The sequence below is a fragment of the Ruegeria sp. HKCCD8929 genome (assembly GCF_013031405.1).
In the GTDB taxonomy this organism is placed as follows: Bacteria; Pseudomonadota; Alphaproteobacteria; order Rhodobacterales; family Rhodobacteraceae; genus Ruegeria.
On sequence record NZ_WPZY01000004.1, the window covers coordinates 232,349 to 255,748 of the forward strand.

22 protein-coding genes are annotated in these 23,400 nt (G+C 62.3%); 12 read left to right on the forward strand and 10 right to left on the reverse strand.

Annotation, left to right across the window (positions count from 1 at the left end):
• The first annotated feature begins 68 nt into the window (after window positions 1-68).
• Window positions 69-839: a hypothetical protein gene (locus tag GOX53_RS08280; RefSeq protein ID WP_171175234.1), complete on the forward strand. Its 771-nt coding sequence runs from the start codon at window positions 69-71 to the stop codon at window positions 837-839.
• Window positions 840-888: 49 nt separating this feature from the next.
• On the forward strand, window positions 889-2,115 hold the full coding sequence (gene ilvA, locus GOX53_RS08285; protein WP_171175236.1) for a threonine ammonia-lyase IlvA: 1,227 nt from the start codon (window positions 889-891) through the stop codon (window positions 2,113-2,115).
• A gap of 3 nt (window positions 2,116-2,118) precedes the next feature.
• On the opposite strand, the gene GOX53_RS08290 is transcribed toward ilvA, so the two are convergent.
• A complete protein-coding gene (locus tag GOX53_RS08290) occupies window positions 2,119-2,445 on the reverse strand; it encodes an Hpt domain-containing protein (protein ID WP_171175238.1) in 327 nt (108 codons plus the stop codon).
• A 171-nt stretch (window positions 2,446-2,616) separates the two neighbouring features.
• On the opposite strand from GOX53_RS08290, the gene GOX53_RS08295 reads away from it, so the two are divergent.
• Window positions 2,617-3,888 (forward strand): fused response regulator/phosphatase, encoded by a 1,272-nt coding sequence (locus GOX53_RS08295; protein ID WP_171175240.1) that lies wholly within the window; start codon window positions 2,617-2,619, stop codon window positions 3,886-3,888.
• Between the two features lie 9 nt (window positions 3,889-3,897).
• Here the strand turns inward: GOX53_RS08295 and GOX53_RS08300 are convergent, their stop codons facing one another.
• On the reverse strand, window positions 3,898-4,344 hold the full coding sequence (locus tag GOX53_RS08300; RefSeq protein ID WP_171175242.1) for an NUDIX hydrolase: 447 nt from the start codon (window positions 4,342-4,344) through the stop codon (window positions 3,898-3,900).
• A gap of 76 nt (window positions 4,345-4,420) precedes the next feature.
• On the opposite strand from GOX53_RS08300, the gene GOX53_RS08305 reads away from it, so the two are divergent.
• The 8 genes from GOX53_RS08305 (at window position 4,421) to GOX53_RS08340 (ending at window position 13,666) form a co-directional block, all read left to right on the forward strand.
• On the forward strand, window positions 4,421-5,407 hold the full coding sequence (locus GOX53_RS08305) for an Hsp33 family molecular chaperone HslO (protein ID WP_171175244.1): 987 nt from the start codon (window positions 4,421-4,423) through the stop codon (window positions 5,405-5,407).
• Window positions 5,400-5,996, forward strand: coding sequence for a CoA pyrophosphatase (locus GOX53_RS08310; RefSeq protein ID WP_171175246.1), 597 nt, complete (start codon window positions 5,400-5,402; stop codon window positions 5,994-5,996). Before GOX53_RS08305 ends, GOX53_RS08310 begins: the two co-directional genes overlap by 8 nt.
• Complete coding sequence (locus tag GOX53_RS08315; RefSeq protein WP_171175248.1) at window positions 5,993-7,153, forward strand: CCA tRNA nucleotidyltransferase; 1,161 nt, start codon at window positions 5,993-5,995, stop codon at window positions 7,151-7,153. Before GOX53_RS08310 ends, GOX53_RS08315 begins: the two co-directional genes overlap by 4 nt.
• A gap of 198 nt (window positions 7,154-7,351) precedes the next feature.
• On the forward strand, window positions 7,352-9,190 hold the full coding sequence (locus tag GOX53_RS08320; RefSeq protein ID WP_171175249.1) for an ABC transporter ATP-binding protein: 1,839 nt from the start codon (window positions 7,352-7,354) through the stop codon (window positions 9,188-9,190).
• A complete protein-coding gene (locus GOX53_RS08325) occupies window positions 9,187-11,019 on the forward strand; it encodes an ABC transporter ATP-binding protein (RefSeq protein ID WP_171175251.1) in 1,833 nt (610 codons plus the stop codon). The genes GOX53_RS08320 and GOX53_RS08325 overlap by 4 nt, the downstream gene beginning before the upstream one ends.
• Window positions 11,020-11,059: 40 nt before the next feature.
• Window positions 11,060-12,292, forward strand: coding sequence for a class I SAM-dependent RNA methyltransferase (locus GOX53_RS08330; RefSeq protein ID WP_171175253.1), 1,233 nt, complete (start codon window positions 11,060-11,062; stop codon window positions 12,290-12,292).
• An 18-nt stretch (window positions 12,293-12,310) separates the two neighbouring features.
• Complete coding sequence (locus tag GOX53_RS08335) at window positions 12,311-13,087, forward strand: ion transporter (protein ID WP_171175255.1); 777 nt, start codon at window positions 12,311-12,313, stop codon at window positions 13,085-13,087.
• A gap of 60 nt (window positions 13,088-13,147) precedes the next feature.
• The gene (locus GOX53_RS08340) at window positions 13,148-13,666 is read left to right on the forward strand and encodes a murein L,D-transpeptidase family protein (RefSeq protein WP_171175257.1); all 519 of its coding nucleotides are present in this window, start codon (window positions 13,148-13,150) and stop codon (window positions 13,664-13,666) included.
• Window positions 13,667-13,675: 9 nt separating this feature from the next.
• On the opposite strand, the gene GOX53_RS08345 is transcribed toward GOX53_RS08340, so the two are convergent.
• The 7 genes from GOX53_RS08345 to cysQ all read right to left on the reverse strand — a co-directional run bounded on the left by GOX53_RS08345 (window position 13,676) and on the right by cysQ (window position 21,707).
• Complete coding sequence (locus GOX53_RS08345) at window positions 13,676-15,109, reverse strand: sulfotransferase family 2 domain-containing protein (protein ID WP_171175258.1); 1,434 nt, start codon at window positions 15,107-15,109, stop codon at window positions 13,676-13,678.
• Between the two features lie 6 nt (window positions 15,110-15,115).
• Window positions 15,116-16,816 carry a beta-1,6-N-acetylglucosaminyltransferase gene (locus GOX53_RS08350; RefSeq protein WP_171175260.1) on the reverse strand — a complete coding sequence of 567 codons (1,701 nt, stop codon included), beginning with the start codon at window positions 16,814-16,816 and terminating at the stop codon, window positions 15,116-15,118.
• Entirely contained in the window at window positions 16,813-17,799 is a 987-nt protein-coding gene (locus tag GOX53_RS08355) for a glycosyltransferase family 2 protein (RefSeq protein WP_171175587.1), read from the reverse strand. The genes GOX53_RS08350 and GOX53_RS08355 overlap by 4 nt, the downstream gene beginning before the upstream one ends.
• Before the next feature lie 202 nt (window positions 17,800-18,001).
• Window positions 18,002-19,042, reverse strand: coding sequence for a glycosyltransferase family 2 protein (locus tag GOX53_RS08360; protein WP_171175262.1), 1,041 nt, complete (start codon window positions 19,040-19,042; stop codon window positions 18,002-18,004).
• Window positions 19,043-19,048: 6 nt separating this feature from the next.
• Window positions 19,049-20,032, reverse strand: coding sequence for a UDP-glucose 4-epimerase GalE (galE, locus tag GOX53_RS08365; protein WP_171175264.1), 984 nt, complete (start codon window positions 20,030-20,032; stop codon window positions 19,049-19,051).
• Between the two features lie 77 nt (window positions 20,033-20,109).
• The gene (locus tag GOX53_RS08370) at window positions 20,110-20,910 is read right to left on the reverse strand and encodes a 3-deoxy-manno-octulosonate cytidylyltransferase (RefSeq protein ID WP_171175266.1); all 801 of its coding nucleotides are present in this window, start codon (window positions 20,908-20,910) and stop codon (window positions 20,110-20,112) included.
• Window positions 20,910-21,707 (reverse strand): 3'(2'),5'-bisphosphate nucleotidase CysQ, encoded by a 798-nt coding sequence (cysQ, locus tag GOX53_RS08375; RefSeq protein ID WP_171175267.1) that lies wholly within the window; start codon window positions 21,705-21,707, stop codon window positions 20,910-20,912. Before cysQ ends, GOX53_RS08370 begins: the two co-directional genes overlap by 1 nt.
• A 169-nt stretch (window positions 21,708-21,876) precedes the next feature.
• On the opposite strand from cysQ, the gene GOX53_RS08380 reads away from it, so the two are divergent.
• Window positions 21,877-22,650 carry an ABC transporter permease gene (locus GOX53_RS08380; protein ID WP_217351704.1) on the forward strand — a complete coding sequence of 258 codons (774 nt, stop codon included), beginning with the start codon at window positions 21,877-21,879 and terminating at the stop codon, window positions 22,648-22,650.
• 6 nt (window positions 22,651-22,656) lie between these two features.
• On the opposite strand, the gene GOX53_RS08385 is transcribed toward GOX53_RS08380, so the two are convergent.
• A complete protein-coding gene (locus GOX53_RS08385; protein ID WP_171175269.1) occupies window positions 22,657-23,259 on the reverse strand; it encodes an alpha-ketoglutarate-dependent dioxygenase AlkB in 603 nt (200 codons plus the stop codon).
• Window positions 23,260-23,400: the final 141 nt, after the last annotated feature.

Consider the following 23,400-nt stretch of genomic DNA (forward strand, 5'->3'; position numbering starts at 1 on the left):
TTGACGCGGTGGGGGAAATGGGCTGAAACGGTTGAAACGACACAAGGATTGGTTGAGAGGCGGTTTCGATGCTGGGATTAGAAATTTTCGTGCATTCCGTGAGGATGGTCCTGAGGAACCTCAAACAGGCACTGCAGATATCGGTGGTTCCGGCGCTGCTCGGCGGTGTGCTGGTTTTTGGCCTGTTCTATCTCTTCGACATTCCTTTCGAAGATTTTGACAGTGGAACAACCGGGTTTCCCGCGGGCGTAACGTCCGGTTCGCTGGCCATGTTCCTTGTATGTGTGCTGGCTGTTGCGATGATCGTCGTCTTCTGGATCGTGGTGTCCTGGCACCGTTTCGTGTTGCTGGAAGAATATCCCTCGGGCGTGCTGCCGCCGTTCCGGTTTGATCGCATCCTCGCCTATTTCGGGCGCGTTCTTCTTCTGGGTATTCTGGCCATCATCGTCATGTTGCCCGCGTCGCTTATCTCTGGCGGAGTAATGCAGGCGTCCGTTGTCATCGGATTTGTGTTTTGGATCGTGATGGTGGCGTTTCTGTGGATCGGGTTTTATCGCCTGTCGCCGATGCTTCCCGGTGCGGCAATCGGAAAGCCTGTGACGCTGCCCGAGGCCTGGCAGGCGACCGCTGGCGTTAACGGTCAAATCCTGTTGCTCGTGATCCTGTCCCTGATGTTTCAGTTCCTGATGCAGTTTCTGGCCGGTTTGCTGATGTTCATCCCGATTGTAGGGTTGATTGTGGTTATTCTGCTGGTGATGCTGATCCTGCCGCTGATCAATGTCAGCATTCTGACCACTATGTACGGCGTCTTCATCGAGAAACGCGATCTGGCGCGGTAGACATATGTATTCCTTGCCACTTGGGCCGTGATACGGCACTGACACCGGCATGAGCGATTTCGAGACCCGCGCCCGCGCCGCCGAAGAGGCGATGCGCACCGTTTTTCCCGTGACGCCGTTGCAGCGCAACGCGCATCTGTCCGCGCGGTATGGCGCCGATATCTGGCTCAAGCGCGAGGATCTGAGCCCCGTGCGCTCCTACAAGATCCGGGGCGCGTTCAACGCCATGCGCAAGCAGCCGGAGCAGGATCTGTTCGTCTGCGCCAGCGCGGGCAATCACGCGCAGGGCGTGGCGTTCATGTGCAAGCACCTAGGCGTCAGGGGCGTGATCTTCATGCCGGTGACCACGCCGCAGCAGAAGATCCAGAAGACCCGGATGTTCGGTGGCGAGCAGGTCGAGATTCACCTGACCGGCGACTATTTCGACGACACGCTGGCGGCGGCGCAAAGCTGGTGCACCGCGCAGGGCGGTCATTTTCTGTCGCCGTTTGACGATGCCGATGTGATCGAAGGCCAGGCCTCGCTGGCGGTCGAGATCGAGGCGCAGTTGGGCCGGGTGCCGGATCATGTGGTGCTGCCGGTGGGCGGCGGTGGCATGTCGTCGGGCGTGGCGACGTGGTTCGGGGATCGCACCCATTGTCTGTTCGTGGAACCGGCGGGTGGCGCGTGTCTGCGCGCGGCGCTGGCGGCGGGGCATCCGGTGGCGCTGGACCATGTGGACACCTTTGTCGATGGCGCGGCGGTGGGTCGGATCGGGGACAAGCCGTTCGAGCTGCTCAAGACCCGGCATCTGTCGGATGTGCTGACCCTGTCTGAAGACCGGATCTGCGCCACGATAATCGAGATGCTGAATGTCGAGGGCATCGTTCTGGAACCCGCAGGCGCGCTGGCGGTCGAGGCGGTGGCGGATGTGCAAAGTTTCATCCGGGGCAAGACGGTGGTGTGTGTCACCTCGGGCGGCAATTTCGATTTCGAACGCCTGCCCGAGGTCAAGGAACGCGCGCAGCGCTATTCCGGGGTCAAGAAATACCTGATCCTGCGGCTGCCGCAGCGGCCCGGGGCGCTAAAGGAATTCCTGGGGATTCTGGGGCCTGACGACGATATTGCCCGGTTCGAATACATGAAGAAATCGGCGCGGAATTTCGGCTCGGTTCTGATCGGGATCGAAACCAGCAAGCCCGAGAATTTCGTGCGGCTCTTTGCGCATCTGGACGATGCCGGGTTCACCTATACCGACATCACCGAGGATGAGACGCTGGCACAGTTCGTGATCTGAACCTCAGATGTGCTGCGTCAGCCCGGCCTGAAACTCGGACCGGGAGGCGTGGAAATTGCCGATGATTTCGTCCAGATCGACGGTCTCCGCCTGGCCGGCAGCGGACGCGCGCTCGCCGTCCTGGCACAGTTTCGAAAACTCCTGAAACCCAAGGCTCAGCGCGCTGCCCTTGAGGAAATGCAGGTTGCGTTCCAGATCCGCGCGGCCGGTGTCGGCGCGCACACGTGCGATCACCTCATCGACCTCTTCCAGAAAGATCTCGACCACCTCGCCGAAATCCTCGGCGCCCACCTCGTCATGCAATTGTGTGACCCTTGGCCAGTCGATCATGAAACACCTCACACACACTCCGCCCGTTCACTCTTTGGTAGGGGTTTGGAGGTAAACGCAGGGTTAAGCGGCGCGGAAAGATGGTTTGAGTTTTAGATTTCACAGGATGTTAAGGGCAGACGCCTAGCGTCGTCCGCGCCCAGTCATGAGCGGACAACAGGGAAGTACAAGGTGTTGCAGGGTAACAGCGTGGAGGCCGAGCCGGAGCAGGGATTTGGCGCCATCCGAAAGGCGCTGGTCGTGGATGACAGCCGCCTGCAACGCCGGATTCTGGTGGGCTCGCTCCGGAAATGGGGATTCGATGTGATCGAGGCCGATAGCGGGCAGGCCGCGATGGAGATCTGCGCCGAAAACCCGCCCGATCTGGTGCTCAGCGACTGGGTGATGCCGGGGATGAGCGGGTTGGAGTTCTGCAAAGCGTTCCGGGCCGGTGAGACGGGCCACTATGCCTATTTCATCCTGCTGACCTCCAAGAGCGAAAAGAACGAGGTCGCACAGGGGCTGGACGCGGGGGCGGACGATTTCCTGATCAAGCCGGTCAGCGCCGATGAACTGCGGGCGCGTATCTCGGCGGGCGCACGTATTCTGGGCATGCAGCGCGAGCTGTCGGACAAGAACCGGCTGATCGAACAGGCGCTGGACGAGTTGAAGGTGGCGCATGACGCCATCGACAAGGACCTGATGCAGGCGCGCAAGATTCAGGATTCGCTGGTGCCGGAACTCACGCGCGACTTTGGCGCGTCCCGGGTCAGTTTGCTTCTGAAACCCTGCGGCCATATCGGCGGCGACCTGGTGGGCATGTTCTCACCCGGGGTGAACCGGCTTGGGTTCTACAGTATCGACGTCTCGGGCCATGGCATCACCTCGGCGATGATGACGGCGCGGCTGGGGGGGTATCTGTCCAGCACCTATTTCGATCAGAACGTCGCCATGGAAAAACGGTTCAACCGTTTCTACGCGCTGCTGCCGCCCGAGGAGGTGGCGGCGACCCTCAATTCCCGCCTGATCGCCGATACCGGGATCGAGGAATATTTTACAATGGTCTATGCCATCGTCGATCTGCGCAACGGCCATTTGAAGATGGTGCAGGCGGGGCATCCGCACCCGCTGGTTCTGCGTCGTGACGGGCGGGCCGAGTTTCTGGGGGAAGGCGGGGTGCCGATCGGTCTGCTGCCGGATATCCCCTATCAGCGGGTCGATACCTATCTGGAGCCGGGCGATCGATTGCTGCTCTATTCCGACGGGTTCACCGAATGCCGTCTGGCCAATGGCGAGATGCTGGAGCCCGAGGGGTTGCTGGATCTGGTGCGCGGCTGTGATGCGGGCCGTGGCGGGCAGGAGTTTCTGGACGATCTGTTCTGGCGCCTGACGCAGATCATGTCGCCGGAGCACGGGCTTGAGGATGACGTATCGGCCACCTTCTTTGAATATAACGGGGCCTGAGACGTTGCACTACAGGCCCATGGCGTGCAGCCGGGTGAAATGCCGGTCGCCGGGGTTGCCCAGGGCCTCGACCGCCACGGCGGTGTCCATCCACAGCGCCTCGTGAAACGATTCGCTCGGCGGACCCAGGGGCCGGACCGGGTGGGCGCGGTAGATCAGGCAGATCTTTTCGGCCCAGAGGTCATATTCAGGCATATAGGCAAAGCGGCGGAACGTACCAACACGCCGGGGATTCGCAATCCGCCAGCCGGTTTCCTCATACACTTCGCGGTGCAAAGCGGTGATCGGCGATTCGCCCGGGTCGATGCCACCGCCGGGCAATTGCAGCTCGGGGTTCAGCCCGTCATCGTACCAGGTCAGCAGCAGTGAGCCCCCGCGCGGCAGCAGGACATAGGCCCCGGGACGCCGCGTGTAAGCCCGGCCCGGTTCGGGGCTTTCACCGAAACGCCTGATCATGTATGGCCCCTTTCAACCCGAGCTCTTCGACTTATATGGTGGCGGTATGCCAACCTGTGGCGTGTAAGGAAACCCCATGTCTCTTGGAACGAAAATCGCGTGGGACGATACCGTCCTGCCCTTTCAGCTTGACGCAACCGACATGCGTGGCCGGGTGGCCCGCCTGGACGGTGTGCTGGACGGCATCCTGAAACAGCACGACTATCCGGCGCAGGTCGAGGCGCTGGTGGCCGAAATGGCTCTGTTGACGGCGCTGATCGGTCAGACCATCTCCTTGCGCTGGAAGCTGTCGCTGCAGGTACAGTCCAAGGGCGCGGTGCGGATGATCGCGACGGATTACTACGCGCCGCGGGAAGAGGGGCAGCCCGCGCAGATCCGCGCCTACGCCAGCTTTGACCACGAGCGTCTGACCGATGGTGCGCCGTTCGATCAGGTGGGCGAAGGGTATTTCGCGATCCTGATCGACCAGGGCAAGGACACCCAGCCCTATCAGGGTATCACGCCGCTGGACGGCGGTTCGCTGCGCGCCTGCGCCGAGGCCTATTTTGCCCAGTCCGAGCAGTTGCCGACCCGGTTCGCCTTGAGCTTTGGCAAGTCCACCGAGCCCGGCGTGGACGAGCATTGGCGCGCTGGCGGGATCATGTTGCAGCACATGCCCAAGGCCTCGCCGTTCGTTGCTTCGGGCGACGGCGGCGGAGAGATCCTCAGCGCAGCCGATCTGGTCGATGGCGAAGAGGGCGAGAACTGGAACCGCGTCAACATCCTGCTGGATACGGTCGAGGATCTGGAACTGATCGGCCCGTCGGTGCAGCCCACCGACTTGCTGGTGCGCCTGTTTCACGAGGAACAGCCGCGTGTCTATGACGCGCAGATGGTGCAGTTCGGCTGTACCTGTTCCGAGGACCGGGTGCGGCAGAGCCTGTCGATCTACTCGGCGGGTGACATCGAGAAGATGACCACGCCCGAAGGCACCGTGACCGCCGATTGCCAGTTCTGCGGCGCCCATTACGTGCTGGACCCCAAGTCGGTCGGTTTCGACGCCGAGCAGACGGGCGGTGCGTGATCCGGTAGCAGATCTGACGGCGGCGCTGGGCCGTCCGGGGAACGGGTCGAGCGATTTCGACCTCAACCCGGACGCGGTGCTGCCCGAGGGGCGCAAGCTGCGCCCCGCCGGGGTGCTGGTGCCGATCTCGCTGGCGGATGACGCGCCGCGATTGATCCTCACCAAACGGTCGTCGGCGCTGAAACATCATCCGGGCCAGATCGCCTTTCCGGGCGGCAAGCAGGATCAGGGCGATGCGGATGTGACCGCCACCGCCCTGCGCGAGGCACAGGAAGAGATCGGCCTTCCACCGGACCTGCCGCGTATCCTGGGCCATCTGCCCGCGCATGAGACGGTGACCTCGTTCACCGTCACGCCGGTCGTTGCCATTCTGGACCAAGCTTTTGATCCGGTGCCCGAACCCGGCGAAGTCGAAGAAGTGTTCTCGGTTCCGCTGAGCCATGTGTTGAATCCCGACAACTACATTGTAGAGTCAAGGCGTTGGCGAGGGCAGCGGCGGTACTATTTCACCGTGCCGTTCGGGCCCTATTACATATGGGGAGCCACCGCGCGAATGCTGCGGGGGCTGGCGGCACGGATGGCGGGATGAGGCGAATTACCGACGGATGGGTGACCCATCCCGCAACGCAACAGATCTGCGCGGCGCTGACGGCGGATGGGGCACAGGCCCTGTTCGTGGGTGGTTGCGTGCGCAACGCGCTGCTGGGGGCCAGTGTCGCTGATATCGACATCACCACCGACGCCCGACCCGAACGAGTGATGGCACTGGCCGAGGCGGCGGGCATCAAGGCGGTGCCCACGGGCATCGAGCACGGCACCGTCACGCTGGTGCAGGACGGCATCCCGCATGAGGTCACCACCTTTCGCCGCGATGTGGAAACCGATGGCCGCCGCGCCGTCGTGGCCTTTGCCGATACCCTCGAAGAGGATGCGGCACGGCGGGATTTCTCCATGAACGCGCTTTACGCCCGCCCCGATGGTACGGTGCTGGACCCGCTGAACGGGTTGCCGGATCTTGAGGCGCGCCGGGTTCGGTTCATCGGCGAAGCGCAGGACCGTATTCGTGAAGATTACCTGCGTTCGCTGCGGTATTTCCGGTTTCACGCGTGGTATGGCGACGAAGAGGCCGGGTTTGACGCCGACGCTTTGGCCGCCATTGCCGAAAATCTCGACGGGCTGTCAAAACTCTCGCGCGAGCGGGTGGGGGCCGAGTTGCTGAAACTCCTCGGCGCGCCGGATCCGGCGCCGTCGGTGGCGGCGATGCGCTCGGCCGGGGTGCTGGCGCAACTGCTGCCGGGGGCCGATGACCGGGCGCTGGCGCCGCTGATCGCGATCGAGGCGGAGGCCGGGGCAGAGATCGACCCGATCCGCCGCCTGGCTGCGATGACCGATCCCGAGGCTGCTGCCACCCTGCGTCTGAGCCGGGCCCAGATGCAACGGCTGACGCGCATGCGCGAGGATGCGACCGGGTCCTCCGGGGCCGCCGAACTCGGCTATCGGCACGGGGTCGAGGACGGGTTGGATGCCCTGCTTCTTCGCGGTGCATTCTTTGAACAGCCATGGCAGCCGGACCTCTCCGAACAGCTTGCGCATGGGGCCGAGGTGGAATTCCCCATCGCGGCCCAGGACCTGATCCCCGACTACACCGGCCCGGCTCTGGGGGCCAAACTGGCCGAGTTAGAGACGAAATGGATCGCCTCGGACTTTACCCTGACGCGCGATGATTTGCTGAAATCCGGCGCCTGAAACCGGGCTGAAAAATTCCGGGGTGACAAATCCCTCCGTTTTTGGCTACCTTGCGCACGCAACATGTACGGAGGGATGCGAATGTACTACGGGATCTGGTTCAGCTGAGGCTGGGATCATCGACCCGTTCCGGGTGGTGTCCCGACGCCGCCTTCTTCGCATTTCCAAAAAACGACCCGCTCAATTGGAGCATCCGTCATGTTTCGTTACTTCGAAAATCTTGTAGACCCCTTTGTCATCTATCCTGAGGTCGACGCCCCGCCGACACGGCTTTGGCCGTTCATGCTGGAGTATTCCCGGCCCTTCATGCGCGTCTTTTTCTGGGCTGCGCTGATTTCGGTGATCGTGGCGGCGGTCGAGATCGGGCTGATCTACTACATGGGCCGGGTGGTTGACCTGCTGGGCGGTACTCCGTCCGAGGTCTGGTCGAATCACGGGACCGAGTTGATCTTGCTGGCGGTCTTTGTCCTGCTGCTGCGGCCCATGTTGCATATCGTGGACGTGCTGTTGCTGAACAACGCGATTCTGCCGAACTTTGGCACGTTGATCCGCTGGCGGGCGCATAAGCACGTGCTGCGGCAGTCGGTGGGCTGGTTCGAGAACGATTTTGCCGGGCGGATTGCTAACCGGATCATGCAGACCCCGCCGGCGGCGGGCGAAGTGATCTTTCAGGTCTTCGACGCGATTTCCTTCTCGCTGGCCTATCTGATCGGCGCGGCGGTGTTGCTGATGGCGGCGGATGTGCGGTTGTTGGTGCCGCTGCTGATCTGGTTTGCGCTCTATGCGGTTCTGGTGCGCTGGACGATCCAGCGGGTGGGCCCGGCGTCGCAGGCGGCATCGGATGCGCGCTCGACCGTGACGGGGCGGGTGGTGGACAGCTACACCAACATCCACTCGGTCAAGATGTTCGCGCATAACGATCATGAGCTGGCCTATGCCAAGGAAGCCATCGAGGCAACGCGGCGCACCTTTCAGGTCGAGATGCGGATCTTCACCATCATGGATGCCGCTCTGGTCACGCTGAACGGCGTGCTGATCGTGGGCGTGGTCGGCTGGGCCATCGCGCTCTGGATGCAGGGGCAGGCCTCGGTCGGCGCGGTGGCGGCGGCGACGGCGCTGACGCTGCGGCTGAACGCGATGACCGGCTGGATCATGTGGGCACTGACCACCTTTTTCCGCCAGCTCGGCGTGGTGGCCGAGGGGATGGAGACCATTGCCCAGCCCATTGATCTGGTGGATGGAAAAACCGCAAAGCCGCTGCGACTGACCGACGGCCGGATCGAGCTGCGCGAACTGTCGCACCATTACGGGCGCGAGGCGGGCGGTCTGGACCGCATCAGCCTGACCATAAACCCGGGCGAAAAGATCGGTCTGATCGGGCGCTCGGGTGCGGGCAAATCGACCCTGGTCAAGCTGCTTTTGCGGTTCTACGACGCCGAACGCGGTGCAATCCTGATCGACGGGCAAGACATTCGCGCGGTGACGCAGGACAGCCTGCGCAGCAATATCGGCATGGTCCAGCAGGACAGCGCGCTGCTGCACCGCTCGGTCCGCGACAACATCCTGTATGGTCGTCCGGATGCCACCGAGGCGCAGATGATCGCCGCCGCCAAACAGGCCGAGGCGCATGAGTTCATTCTGGATCTCGAAGACCCGCAGGGCCGTCGTGGCTATGACGCCCATGTGGGCGAGCGCGGTGTGAAGCTCTCGGGTGGTCAGCGGCAGCGGGTGACGCTGGCGCGGGTGATCCTGAAGGACGCGCCGATCCTGCTCTTGGATGAGGCGACATCCGCCCTAGATTCCGAGGTCGAGGCCGCCATTCAGGACACGCTTTACGGCATGATGCAGGGCAAGACAGTGATCGCCATCGCGCACCGGCTCAGCACCATTGCCCAGATGGACCGTATTCTGGTCATGGATCAGGGCCGCATCGTCGAGCAGGGGGCGCATGCCGAATTGCTGGCCCATGGCGGGCTTTATGCCCAGTTCTGGGCGCGGCAGTCCGGCGGTTTCCTGAACCCGGAGGCTGCTGAATGAAACTTGCCGACCTGATCGACCCGTTCCGGGCCCAGGACACGCCCCCACCGCAAACGCTGGGGGCGTTCATCCGCTGGTGCCTGTCCGGGGCGTGGCCGATGCTGTTCGTGGCGGCTGCGTTTTCGGGGTTCGCGGGCGCGATGGAGGCGGGCACGGCCTGGATCCTCGGTCAGGTGATCGACATGGCCACGGCCAGCGGGCCCGAGGCGTTCTTCTCGGTTCAGAACCTCGCGATGATTGCCGGGGCGGTGGCGTTCTTCGTGGTGCTGCGGCCCATCCTGTTCGGCCTGTCCTCGGTGTCGAACAACTACATCGTCATGCCCAACATTCCGCCGCTGGTGCTGGCCAAGCTGAACCGCTGGACGCTGGGCCAGTCGGTGACCTATTTCGACGACGATTTCGCGGGTCGGATCGCGCAGAAGCAGATGCAGACCTCGAACGCGCTGACCTCGGTGGTGTCGGAAACCATCAGCGCCATCGTCTTTGCGCTGGCCTCTCTAGTGGGGTCTTTGGCCTTGTTAGGGTCGATTCACCCGCTGGCGATGCTGCCCTTTGCGCTGTGGCTGGTGGGGTATTTCGCGCTGATCCGCTGGTACCTGCCACGCATCCGCGAGCGCTCGGCGGCGCGGGCCGGGGCGCGGGCGATGGTGTCGGGGCAGGTGGTGGACACGATCACCAACATCAAGACGGTCAAGCTGTTCGCGCACGCCGCGCATGAGGACAGCGCCGCCCGGGATGCCATGGTTGAGCTGCGCGAGCGCTCGCTGGAGTTCGGCTGGCTGTCGGCCAGTTTCCGGGTGATCCTGCTGACGCTGGCCGGGGTTCTGCCGGTGCTGCTGATGGGCGCAACGCTGCTGTTGTGGCAGGCGGGCAGCGCGACTGCCGGCGACATCGTGGCGGCGGGGGCGGTGTCGATCCGCATCTCGCAGATGACCGGCTGGGTCAGCTTCACGCTGATGGGGCTTTATGCCAATGTCGGCGAGGTCGAGAACGGGATGAAAACGCTGGCCGTGCGCAACCGGCTTGAGGATTCCGACGGTGCAAGGGAGCTGAAGGTCACCGGCGGCGAGATCGTGTTTAACGATGTGGGTTTTGCCTATGGCCGCGACGTGGGCGGCGTGCAGGGGATTTCACTGACGGTAAGACCGGGCGAAAAACTGGGCATCGTGGGGGCATCGGGCGCAGGGAAATCGACGCTCGTGTCGCTGCTGTTGCGGCTTTATGACGGCGAGAACGGTGCGATCCGGATCGACGGGCAGGATATCTCGGGCGTGACGCAGGACAGTTTGCGGCGCCGGATCGGCATGGTCACGCAGGAAACCGCAATGTTCAACCGCTCGGCGCGTGAGAACATCCTCTATGGCCGGGCCGATGCCTCTGAGGGAGAGATGCTTTCTGCCGCCGAGAAGGCCGAGGCGCATGAGTTCATCCTCGGGCTCGCAGATGGCCAGGGCCGTCAGGGCTATGACGCGCATCTGGGTGAGCGCGGGGTCAAGCTGTCGGGCGGGCAGCGGCAGCGGATCGCGCTGGCCCGCGCCATTCTCAAGGACGCGCCGATCCTGGTGCTGGACGAGGCGACCTCGGCGCTGGATTCCGAGGTCGAGGCCTCGATTCAGGCCGCGCTGCACCGGGTGATGGAGGGCAAGACGGTGCTGGCGATTGCACACCGGCTGTCCACGCTGTCCGAGATGGACCGGATCGTGGTGCTGGATCAGGGCCGGATCGCCGAAAGCGGCACGCATGAGGTGCTGCTGGCGCAGGGCGGACTGTATGCCCAGTTCTGGCACCGGCAGTCCGGTGGGTTCATTCAGACCGAGGCCGCCGAATAAGGGGTTTTGCCGGCGCCAAAGCCCGGCTATCAGGCCAGCCATGAGCCAGAGTTTCACCATAACCCGGCTGGGCCATCAGGGCGACGGCATCGCCGATGGTCCGGTCTACGCCCCCCGCACCCTGCCCGCCGAGGTGGTGAGCGGGACGCTGGATGGCAGCCAGCTGACCGATGTCCGGATCGAAACGCCCTCGGGCCACCGGGTGAAACCGCCCTGCCGCCACTACAAATCCTGCGGCGGCTGCCAGTTGCAGCATGCCTCGGATGATTTTGTCGCGGATTGGAAGGTGGGGATCGTCCGCAATGCGCTGGCGGCGCAGGGGCTGGAGGCGCCGATGCGTCCGATCCACACCTCGCCCGAACGGTCGCGCCGCCGGGCGACCATCGCGGTGAGGCGGACCAAGAAGGGCACGCTGGCCGGGTTTCATGGCCGCGCGTCGGATGTGATCACCGAGATCCCGGATTGTCACCTGCTGGACCCGGCACTGATCGCTGCGATCCCGGTGGCCGAGGCGCTGGCCGTGCTGGGCGGCAGCCGCAAGGGCGTGCTGGCGGTGACGCTGACTTTGTCCGAGGCCGGGTTGGACGTGTCGGTGAAGGGTGGCAAGCCACTGGACGGCCCGCTGGAGCTGGCGCTGGCACAGGCGACCGAGAAACACGGGCTGGCGCGGCTGGCGTGGGAGGATGAGGTGATCGCCATGCGCGAACCGCCCGTTCAACGCTTTGGCACCGCAGAAGTGGTACCGCCGCCGGGGGCGTTTTTGCAGGCCACGAAGGACGGAGAACGGGCCCTGTTGCGGGCGGTTCAAGAGGTTGTGGGCGGCGCAAAGCGGGTCGCGGACCTGTTTGCGGGCTGCGGCACCTTCTCGCTGCCGTTGGCGCAGGGGGCCGAGATGCACGCGGTCGAAGGCGAGGCCGCGATGACCGAAGCACTGGACCGGGGATGGCGTAAAACGCGGGGCTTGAAGCAACTCACCACCGAAGCGCGCGACCTGTTTCGCCGTCCGCTGATGCCGGACGAACTGGCCAAGTTCGACGCCTTGGTGCTGGACCCGCCCCGCGCCGGGGCCGAGGCGCAGGTGGCCGAACTGGCGCAGGCGCGGCGCCCGGCCATCGCCTATGTCTCGTGCAATCCGGTCACGTTTGCCCGCGACGCCAAAGCTCTGACCGAGGCCGGGTATCGATTGAACTGGGTGCAGGTGGTCGATCAGTTCCGTTGGTCGGCGCATGTGGAGCTTGCGGCCTCATTCACCATGAACCATACCAAAGCCTAGGCAGGCAGGAGCAGACAAATGAGTTTCACGCAGCGTCTGAACGCGTTCATCGAGCGCCCGGGATTTGGCCGGTTCATCACCGGCGTCATCATTTTCAACGCGGTGCTTCTGGGGCTGGAAACCGCCCCCAGCGTGATGGCGCGGCATGGGCACATGATCGAGCTGCTCGACACCGCCTGCCTGACCATCTTCATCATCGAGATCGCGATGAAACTGGTGGCGCAGCGGCAGCGGTTTTTCCTGAGCGGCTGGAACCTGTTCGACTTTACCATCGTCGGCATCGCTTTGGTGCCGGGCGCCCAAGGCCTGTCGGTCCTGCGGGCGCTCAGGATCTTGCGGGTGCTGCGGGTCATTTCGGTCGCCCCGCGCCTGCGCCGGGTGGTCGAAGGGTTCATCGAGGCGCTGCCGGGCATGGCCAGCGTGTTCCTGTTGATGGCGATCATCTTCTATATCGGTGCGGTGATCGCCACCAAGCTGTTCTCGGCCTCGTTCCCCGACTGGTTCGGTGATCTGGGCCGATCGGCCTATACGCTGTTCCAGATCATGACGCTGGAAAGCTGGTCGATGGGGATCGTGCGCCCGGTGATGGATGTCTACCCCTACGCCTGGGTTTTCTTCGTGCCTTTCATCATGATCACGACATTCGCAGTGGTGAACCTGCTGGTGGGTCTGATCGTGAATTCGATGCAGGATGCGCACCATGCCGAGGACGAGGTCAGGACCGATGCCTATCGGGATGAGGTCCTGGAACGGCTGGAATTGATCGAAAGACGGCTTTCGGACATGAAAAAGTGATTTTGGAATTACGATTTTCTGGCATAATGAAAAATAATAGAAAAAGAGGCAGTGAAGAGTATGGACCGTCGAGCATTCGGCATCGGAGCGCTGGCAACGCTGAGTGTTTCCGCATGCGGTACAAGTGATCCAAGATTTCTGAGGTATAGGGGCCCCGAGGTGACCTCGGTTGTCGTCAACAAGAGTGCGCGCAAGATGTACCTGTTGCACCACAACCAGATCCTCAAGGAATACAAGGTGGACCTGGGCTTTGCGCCGGATGGCACCAAGACCAAATATGGCGATGGCAGAACGCCCGAGGGCACCTATCTGATCGATCGCCGCAACCCCAACAGCCGGTACCATCTGTCGGTGGGAATTTCCTATCCCAACGCGCAGGACATCGCGGCGGCAAGGGCGGCCGGGGTCGATCCCGGCGGCGATATCTTCATCCATGGCGAGCCGAACCGGCGCAAGGAACGGAAACGGGCCAAGAAGACGCCGGATTGGACTGCGGGCTGCATCGCCGTCAAGAACAGCGAGATCGAAGAGATCTACTCGATGGTGAAGGAAGGTACCGTTATCACCCTCCGACCCTGATCGCGATGATCAGAGCGGCCGCCACGGGCCGAACCCGAACATGAGAAAGTCGCGCTGGTAGATGTCGTGGGCCAGCTCTTCGATATGTGCGTCATGGATGTCGCTCAGCGCAAAAGGGCTGTCCGCGGGGCTCAGGTTCAGTTGGTGCGGGTCGGGATGACCCAGTTTGCGGGCGAGGTCGGGCAGCGCATCGGCTGCTTCGTCTTCACGGAACACCAGATCCGGCAGGGCGAAATCGGCAAAGCCTGACAGGAGCTGCGCCTGCGTGGACCAGCTGCTGTCCACCCGGATCGGCGTCTGACCGGCAAGGTTCAGACGCAGAAACTCCAGAAAAGCGGTGAACGCCTCGCGGTGCCGAGACAGGGAGTATCGTTTGTCCGGCGCCTCGGGCGGTATGTTCACCTTGAACTGGCGGCGCAGCGTGTTGCGGATTTTAAGAAGCGATCCCGGCCCGGTGTTCAGGATGCGGCGGCAAAACGTGGTATGTGCACGCGCCAGCGGGTGCCGCAGCACTGTGAAACGGCGATGCCCGGGATGTTTGCGCATCCACTGGCGCGTCTGTTTCTGGTTCATGCCCGTTGTCAGGGCGTCGGTGGAAACGCCGTCGAGATCGGCCAACCATTGCGCGATCTCGTCCTCAGGTCCGCCCCGGATCGGCAGGTACATCAGCGGTGTGTTCGCTCCGGCCACATAGCTGGGCACCGCTGGCCCGCGGCGCGGTTCGAAATTCGGGGTGCGTGTCAGGTTGAACGGATCGAGCGCGTTGAGCGCCTGGCTCATATCCTCGACATTGGCAACCTTGGCGGATGTCGGGCTTGGATTTTGCCGTTTCAGGCTCTGATCCAGCGATTTCAACTGCGCGTCGCTGCCCAGCCATTTTGCCAGCCCGTTCATGATGTCGACGCTCTGAAGGTCTTCGTAGGACACATAAAACGCGGTCTGGCCGCTGCGCTGCAATGCGTTCAGCAGAAAGATCTGAAAGCGCTGCAACGTATCGACATGGCTCAGAAACTCATCGCCGTCGAACTGGGCCTTGGCCTCTTTCCTGCGCTTCACGTTGGTCAGTTTCCACTGGCCGGTCTGCTGCGCGATTTTCCAGGACACATAGCTGTCCAGAGGGTTGCGCGTCAGAATGATCTTGGCGCAGCGCGGGTCGGCCAAAGCAATCTCAAGAACCCGGGGGTCGTGGTCGTGGAAGAACCGAAAACCGCCCAGTTCATCCGGAATGCTGCGGATCGCGTCGATCAGGCAGGTCGGGTCAGCATCCCGCTGATCTTTGGTGAGGCCCAGAATCTCGTCCCGGTTGGGATACCCGATGAAATGTGGATTGAACGCCTCACCAAAGCAGGAGAGGCCGTCCACCGCATTCAGGTTGGATTCGAGAAAATTGGACCCCGTCCGCATCTCGGCAAAGATGATGAAATAGTCGAATTTGGCCGTCATACGGTCTTATCGCACAAGATAAGGTTTGCGGGCAGGTTTGGACTGCGCTGGCGGCTGTTTTTCAACCGGAAAATCACCCATGAGGTAAGGGTGCATGCCCTGGTTCTTGAGATTTTGCAGGAATTGCCCGAATCCAGTCAGATCGACCATGGTCGGCGCCTCCGACAAATGCCGTGCGCTGGCCGGGCCGATCTCGTCAATCAGGGCCTGAATGGGTTCCATCGGGGATTCGACGAACTCGGCCATCGACCAGATCTGTAGCCGGGCCTTGGTTTTTTCCGTCCGCAGAAAATCAATCTGCTTGCTTTCGATCCTTTGCAGATGCGCGGCCTCTTTGCGGAGGTCACCAAAGCTCCGGTTCGACCGGAACAGCGGAACGGCCCAGGCGCCGGTGATGATCGAGATGCGGGCATTGGAATCGCGGGCCAGCATATCGTTGATCTTTTGGTTGTCGGCGGGGCCGAACTGGAAACACTGCCGCTCGCCCCTTGTGTTCCAGATCAGATTGGTGAGGAAGGCCGCCGGGTCATAGTCGCGCAATCCGGCGCTGTCGGTCAGAACGCCGTTGATCATCGTGTCGCCACCCGCGAAGGCGACCCGGTCGGGGCCGAAAAGATGGCCATGCACCCGGGCGCCGGTTGTCTTGTTCAGCCAGCGTTCAAAGTCTTCGAAAAGGTCGGAAAACCCCTGAAAAACCGAGTAAGGCTGCGCCGTCAGGCCGTTTTCGTGCCCCTTGCGCGGGAACCGGCTCTGCATGCACAGACCGGGCCGGCCGCGTGTCCGGCGTTCGACCGCCTTGCCGAAAACGCGGTCGATCTTGCCGGGATTGGGCTCGGCCCGTTTCATTGCGTGCGCCTCGTCGGTCATAAAGGCCTGATACAGCCGGTCGGCGCGCGGCCAGATCTTGCGTGCAACAAAACAGTCGGACCGGCGCAGCAGCTGCAGGTGATCGTCGTAGAAAACATGGGGTTTGCCCTGATAGTCGAACTTGGACAGGGTCAGGGATCGGCTTTCGATATTCGCGGAATAGAGCCTTGCGAGGGTCTGATAATAGCTTTCGTCGGGGATCCACACCCGCCGGAAATAGCGGTCATAGGTCTTGCGCCGCGGGTCCTGCAGGATTGCCGACAAGGTCTGCCGGGTCAGGCACCACCATTGGCTGCCCATATGCGGAACCAGCCCCTCGGGGATGCGGCGCCGGACGCGCAGGCGCCGTTGCAGGCGGACATAAGCGTCGAACAGCTTTCGCTGCCGTTTCCACGAAAACGGAAACCGCAAGGTAAAGCGCTCGTGGTCCAGCCCGCCAACGGTCCAGGGCACGTCTGCCGTTGCCGCGCTCTCGATGAAGTCGGTATGAGGGCGGGCATCGAGATAGTCGATCAGCTCACGCACGGGTCTGAGCGGCAGGCACGAGCCCGAGGCGAGATAGACGTGACGCACGTCCGGATAGTTTTCGAGCAACTGTTCCGAGGCGGATTGCGACGCCGCCACGATCCCCCAGCCGCCCCATTCACAGCGATGGCGCTGCGAAAAGGTAATGAGCGGATCGCTGGCGCAGGACCGGACAAATGCGTCATTGATAATCTTGGGGACGTTCCTGTCCACGTGGATGACCACCGGGCATCCCGAAGCGGTCCAGTGACGCGCCACCTGTTCGGCCCGTTCGAGCGCCGTATGGACCAGCATGACAACCCCCACCGCGCTCATGCCCAGTTCCCCTTGGACATCAGCCCCAATATCTCAAGCTGACGCCAGTTGATGTATTTTTCGGACCATTTGCTCCAGAATACCGGCTGTTCACGCAGTTTCTGCGCATAAGCCTTGTACTCGGAGGACGCGGCATAGTGCTGATTGCGCGCCAGCTCCTCCTCGGCCTTGGCGCTGAACGTGTCGATGAGCTTGGTGTGCAGCAACACGCCGCTGGCCTTTTCGCCGCCGGTTTCGTCATAGACCTGGTTCAGCCCGCGCGGCAGCAGCGCGTGGGTCGAGCTGACATAGGCATAGCGGCGATCCCACCGGACCAACGGGATCTTGTTGAGCGCCGGCGCCTTTTTCGGGTTGTCCGAAAAGAACATCCGGCAACGGGGGCCACCTTGGATCCAGAGGTTCCCGTAGGCGTGGTTCTTGCTGATCGTATAGTTGCCTGAATCGAACCAGTTGGCGATTTCCAGCGGGTTCTGCCCTTCGCGATACGGGGTCTCGTCGATCCGGCCCTTGGGATAAACGTCGACCAGCATCGAGCTGAAGCTGCGCACGCCGATATTGTCCAGCCAGTCGGTCAGGGCCTGAACGGGTCTGGAGTCGCAAAACGGATAAACCAGGAACTCATCTGGGTCGATGGTCAGCGTCCAGTGGCCATGCGCATATGTCCGCAACAGGTAATTCGTCCAATCGACGCCGTATGTGGCCCGCTTGTAGCTTTTGTTCGAATACCAGACCGAGACGTCCGGGTGCGAGCCGAGGAACTCCAGGGTTCCGTCATCGCTGTCATTGTCGATGAACAGAAAATGGTCGATGCCCAGGTCGCGGTAGTAGCGCAGGAAGTAGGGCAGCCGGATCTTTTCGTTGCGCACCGTGCTGACAAGCAGGACGTCGTTGGGCTTGATAGCGGCAGTGTTGTTGCGGACGGAAACCAGATCCTTGGACCGGCGCAAACATCTTATGATGCGGCGCTTGCGCCGCAACCTCATACGATAAGAGTCCCACAGGCTCACGTGGCGATCCAACCTCAAATTACGCGAGCACGTCCGGGACCGAGGTCAAGTCAGAGTGGCGCCGGACGAGTAACGCTTTATGTCATTATTTCCTTATTGAAATCAATGAGTATACAACGCGTTAACTGTAACATGATTCAGACACACACATTTTGATCACAACCTTCAACTCGGAACCCTACCAGCCTGCGGAACACATCAACCCCAGCCGCTCCAGGTCTTGCCAGTTTGAATAGCGCGTCGACGTCGGCACCCACAGATCGGGATCGGCTGATATCCCGTCATAATAGGCGGCAAACTTGTCCGGATCGTGGAAATGCTGTGCCCGTTTCTTCTCGATTGCCGATTTTCCGACAACCTCGGGCAGGAATTTCGTGTGCAGCAAGACACCAGATGGTGCCTGCCCGAGGGGGCCATCATATTCGTGGTTCAGGTGGCCGGGCAGGGCCGAGTGGCAGGAATTCACATAGGCGTAACGGCGCGACCACCGAACCAGAGGGATCTTGTTCAGCGTGGGTGAGCGGTCAGGGTCGTCGGCGAAAAACATGCGTTCGCGCACACCGCCCTGCACCCAAAGGTTTCCCATCGGCTGTTGCCGCCGCACGCGATAAGGGCCCTTGTCGAACCAGAAAATCGCCTGAGTAGGGTCTGTTTCTGGATCATAATCCACCGAACTCAATCGGCCCTTGGGGTACAGATCCAGCATATGCGCGCCAAACGCGGTTTGTCCGCGGCTGCCCAGCCAGCCCGTCAGTTCATGGAGATCGCGGGCGTGGTAGTGGGCGTAGATCAGAAGCTCATCCGCGTCGACCATCAGCGTCCAGTGGCCGTGGCCATACCGCATCTGCAGCCAGGTCATCCAGTCCAGTCCGAACCGGGCGTCGCGATAGCTGTGGTGGGTTTGCCAGAGCGACACGTCGGGCTGATCGCGCAGCATCTCGACCGATCCGTCATCGCTGCCGTTGTCCACGATCAGGAAACGGTTGATGCCCAGGCGGCGGTAGTGGCTGAGATACCACGGCAGGCGTGTGGCCTCGTTGCGCAGGGTGGTAACGGCCAGAATGTCGCCGGGTTCGATCTGCGCGGTGCGGTCCGCCAGCGCGGTCAGGTGGTGACGGCTGCGGAAGGACCGCCAGAGCAGGCGCCGCCGCTTCCACCGCAACCGATAGGCGTCGATCCAGCCGATTTGGTGCGCCTGTGCGGTCGAGGGGGCAATCATTCCGGCCTACCTGTCGTAATTCCCGTTCTGATGCCAACGCCAGGCGTCGGCGACCATGATCTCGAGCGTCGAGCGTTTCGGGCTCCAGCCCAGTTCGCGCCCGGCGCGGGTCGAGCCCGAGACCAGCTTGGTGCAATCCCCGGCGCGGCGTGGGCCGATATTATAAGGCACCTCGCGGTTGGTGACCGATTTCGAATGCTCGATCACCTGCATGACCGAGAAACCGGACCCGGTGCCGAGGTTGAAAACCTGACTGCCCTTGTCTTGCTCCAGCCAGTTCAGACCCAGAACATGGGCATCCACCAGATCGCAGACATGCACATAGTCGCGGATGCAGGTGCCGTCGGGCGTGTCGTAATCGGTGCCGAATACGGTTAGCGCGTCCCGCTTGCCGTCGATGGCGTCCAGCATCAGCGGCACCAGATGGGTCTCGGGGCGGTGGAACTCGCCCACTTCACCCTCGGGGTCGGCGCCCGCCACATTGAAATAGCGAAAGATCACGTGGTTCAGCCCATGCGCGGCCTCGAAATCGCGCAGGATATCCTCGATCGCGCGTTTCGAGGCGCCATAGGCGTTCAGCGGCTGTTGCGGTGTGGTCTCGTCCAGCACCACGTTGTCATGCTCGCCATAGGTGGCGCAGGTCGAGGAGAAGACGAAGTTCAGACACCCTGCCGCCACCGCCGCTTCGATCAAAGACAATGATCCGGTGACGTTGTTGGTCCAGTATTTGCCCGGCTCCGACATCGCCTCGCCCACCTGACTGAGGGCGGCGAAATGCATGACGGCGGCGGGCCGGTATTTGGCGAACACCTCGTCCAGCCGGGCGCGGTCCAGCAGATCGCCCTGTTCGAACGGGCCGAACTTGACCGCGTCCTGCCAGCCGGTGATCAGGTTATCATAGGTCACCGGCGTATACCCGGCGGCGGCCAGCGCCTTGCAGGCATGCGACCCGATATAACCGGCGCCACCGGTCACGAGAATGTTCGTCATCAAACGCTCCGCGCTTTCATGTGGATTTGCGCCCTGTCTACGCGTCCCGCGATCTGTGGGAAATGGGGAAATTCGTCTTAGTCGAGCCCCATCGCGGCCATCATCGTCTCGATCTTGGGCACGTCGTGGGGGTTGTTCAGTTCCCAGAACTGGCGGCCCCTTGCCTCGACCTCGACACACAGGACCTTGCGGCCGTTTTCCATGAAGCGCAGCTGTTCCAGCCCTTCGAGCGTTTCCAGCGGACCGGTGGGCCATGTGGGATAGGCGGCCAGCGAGTCGGCGCGGGTGGCATAGACGCCGACATGGTGGAACACCGGGGTCGGGTCGGCATCGGCATAGGTGTCCGAGGTGAAGGGGATCACCTCTTTCGAGAAATAAAGCGCGCTGTGATCGGCGGCGAACACGGCGGTGGTGCCGCCCACCCGCCCGTGTTTGCGGTCGTTCAGAAACCCGTTCAGGGCGGCGCCGTCGCAGCGCAGCACCGGTGTGGCGACGCCCGCGTCCGGTGCGGCGCGCAGACCGGTGATCAGATCTTCGACGAACCAATGCGGGGTCAGCGGTGCGTCCCCTTGCAGGTTCACCACGATCTCGTACCCGCCGCCCAGAGCTTCATGTGCTTCGGCGCAGCGCTCGGTGCCGTTGGTGCAGGTGTCCGAGGTCATCACCACCTCGGCGCCGAAGCCCTCGGCCACGTCGCGGATGCGGTCATCGTCGGTTGCCACCACCACCCGGTCCACGCCCGAAACCGCCATGGCGGCGCGCCACGAGCGTTCGATCAGGGTCTGAGACTGGCCACTTGCACCGGTCAGCGGTACCAGCGGCTTACCGGGATAACGGGTCGAGGCATAGCGGGCGGGGATGGCGATCAGAACGGACATCAGGCCTCCTTGAGATCAACGCCGGGGGCGTAGGCGATGAAGAACGGGTTGGCGTAGCCGTCCTTGCCATAAGTCAGTGGCTGGTGATTGTCGAAGCGCACGACATCGCCGCCTGCACCTGCCAGAACGGCGTGGCCCGCGGCGGTGTCCCACTCCATGGTGCGGCCCACGCGGGGGTAGAGGTCGGCCTCACCGGTTGCGACAAGGCAGAATTTCAGGGACGATCCGGCGCTCTTGCTGTCCTGCACCTGGTATTTGCCAATATAGTCGTCGGTTGCCTGATCGCGGTGCGATTTCGAGGCCACCACCAGCAGCGCGCCATTGTCGGGCTGCGAGACCGAGATCGGGGTCAGGTCGCCCGGCGCCTCCTTGTCGAGCGCCCCGGATTCCTCGACCGAGCGGCCATCGGCCCGGGTATAGAACATGCGGCCCTTGGCAGGCGCATAGACCACGCCACGCGTCGGCGTGCCGTTTTCCACCAGCGCGATATTGACGGTGAAATCGCCGCGGCGGTTGATGAATTCCTTGGTACCATCCAGCGGGTCGACGATCAGAAAGGTGTCGCCGGATTGCGCGTGCGAGGCTGCCTGTTCCTCGGTGATCAGCAGAACGTCGGGAAACGCCGCGCGCAGACCCGCCGAGATCAGCGCATCGGCGGCCTCATCCGCTTCGGTCACCGGGCTGGCGTCGGATTTGGACTTTACCTCGAAATCGTCGGAATTGTAGATCTCCATGATCCGGTCACCAGCCTCAAGCGCCAGACGCCGGATAACGGGAATAAGCTCGTCATAGGTCAAAAAATTGCTCCGATCCTGTGCTTTGTTGATCTGTGCCTTTGGCGAACTTATGCTTTGCCGGAAACGGAACGGCAAGAATTCCGTGCCAGTTTTCGGGCCCTGATGCAGGATAGACCACGACGTGTTTCGCTATAGACAGCATAGATCATTGGCGAGCGGTGCCGTCACGATGGGAGAGCTTATCTTTCACTCCATCGTGCGTAGTGTGCGGTCACGGCATAACAACGCCTTTCTGGCGCTTGGTCAGAATGTGCTGCAGGCCCTGATCTTTGTCGGGATATTCTACCTTTTGTTCCTGATCATGGGGCTGCGGAGCGCGGCGGTGCGCGGCGACTTCCTGCTCTACATCATGTCCGGCATCTTCCTGTTCATGTGCCACATCCGGTCCGTTGGCGCGGTTGCCGGTGCCGAGGGGCCCACCAGCCCGATGATGAAACACGCGCCGATGAACACCGTGATCGCGATCATCGCAGCCGCACTTGGGGCGTTGTACACCCAGGTTCTGACGATGCTGCTGATCCTGTTTTTCTATCACACCGCATTCACACCGATTGAGATTGCCGATCCTGTTGGCGCATTCAGCATGCTGCTGCTGGCGTGGTTCACTGGCTGCGCGGTCGGCATGGTCTTTCTGGCAATAAAACCCTGGGCGCCCAATACGGTCGGGATCATGAGCACGCTTTACCAGCGCGCGAACATGATTGCGTCGGGCAAGATGTTCCTTGCAAACACCCTGCCGCCGACCATGCTGGCCATGTTCGACTGGAACCCGTTGTTTCACGCCATCGACCAGTGCCGGGGCTTTGTGTTCCGCAACTATTTCCCGCGCAACAGCAGTTGGGAATATGCGCTGTGGGTCGGGATCATATTGCTGATGATCGGGCTGATGGGCGAGTTCTATACCCGCCGTCAGGTATCGAACAGCTGGTTTGCCCGCCGCTGACCGGGCTCAGGTCACGACGCGCAATGTCAGGTTGATGCGGCCCCCCTTGGGCAGCAGCTTCGACGATTTGAACCGGATCCGGTCCACACCGTGATAGATCAGCCGCGCTGGTCCTCCCATCATCAGCACATCGCCCGAATTGAGCCAGACCGATTCCGTCTTGCCGCCGCGCGTGGTGCTGCCGAGGCGGAACAGCGCGTCATCGCCCAGCGACACCGACAGGACCGGCCACGAGAAATCGGCCTCGTCCCGGTCCTGATGCATCCCCATGCGCGTGTCCTCGCCGTAATAATTGATCAGGCAGCAATCCGGCGCCCGCTCCAGCCCGGTGACATCCGACCAGATCGACAGGATTTGCTCTGGAATGCCCGGCCAGACCACGCCCTTGGGATGCTGCGGCTCATAGCGATAGCCCTTGCGGTCCGACACCCAGCCGAACGCCCCGGCCGAGGTCATGCGCACCGACATGGTCTTGCCGCTGGCGGTGGTGGGCGAAAACAGGGGCGCGGCCTTCAGAATCGGGCGCAATGCCTCGATCAGCCCGGCCTGCGCCGCGCCGTCCAGATAGCCTTTGCGGATCTCGACACCCCGCACAACCAGCCGAGTCATCGTTTCATTTCCGATTCCTTGCCAAACCCTTGTCAAAAAGGTCGCAGATTCCCGAAAACCCGCAATTCACGATGCTTGCAGGCCCCCTTTCAGACCCCTATATACGCCGGGACGCGCGATGGTGTAGTGCTGTCGCGCACC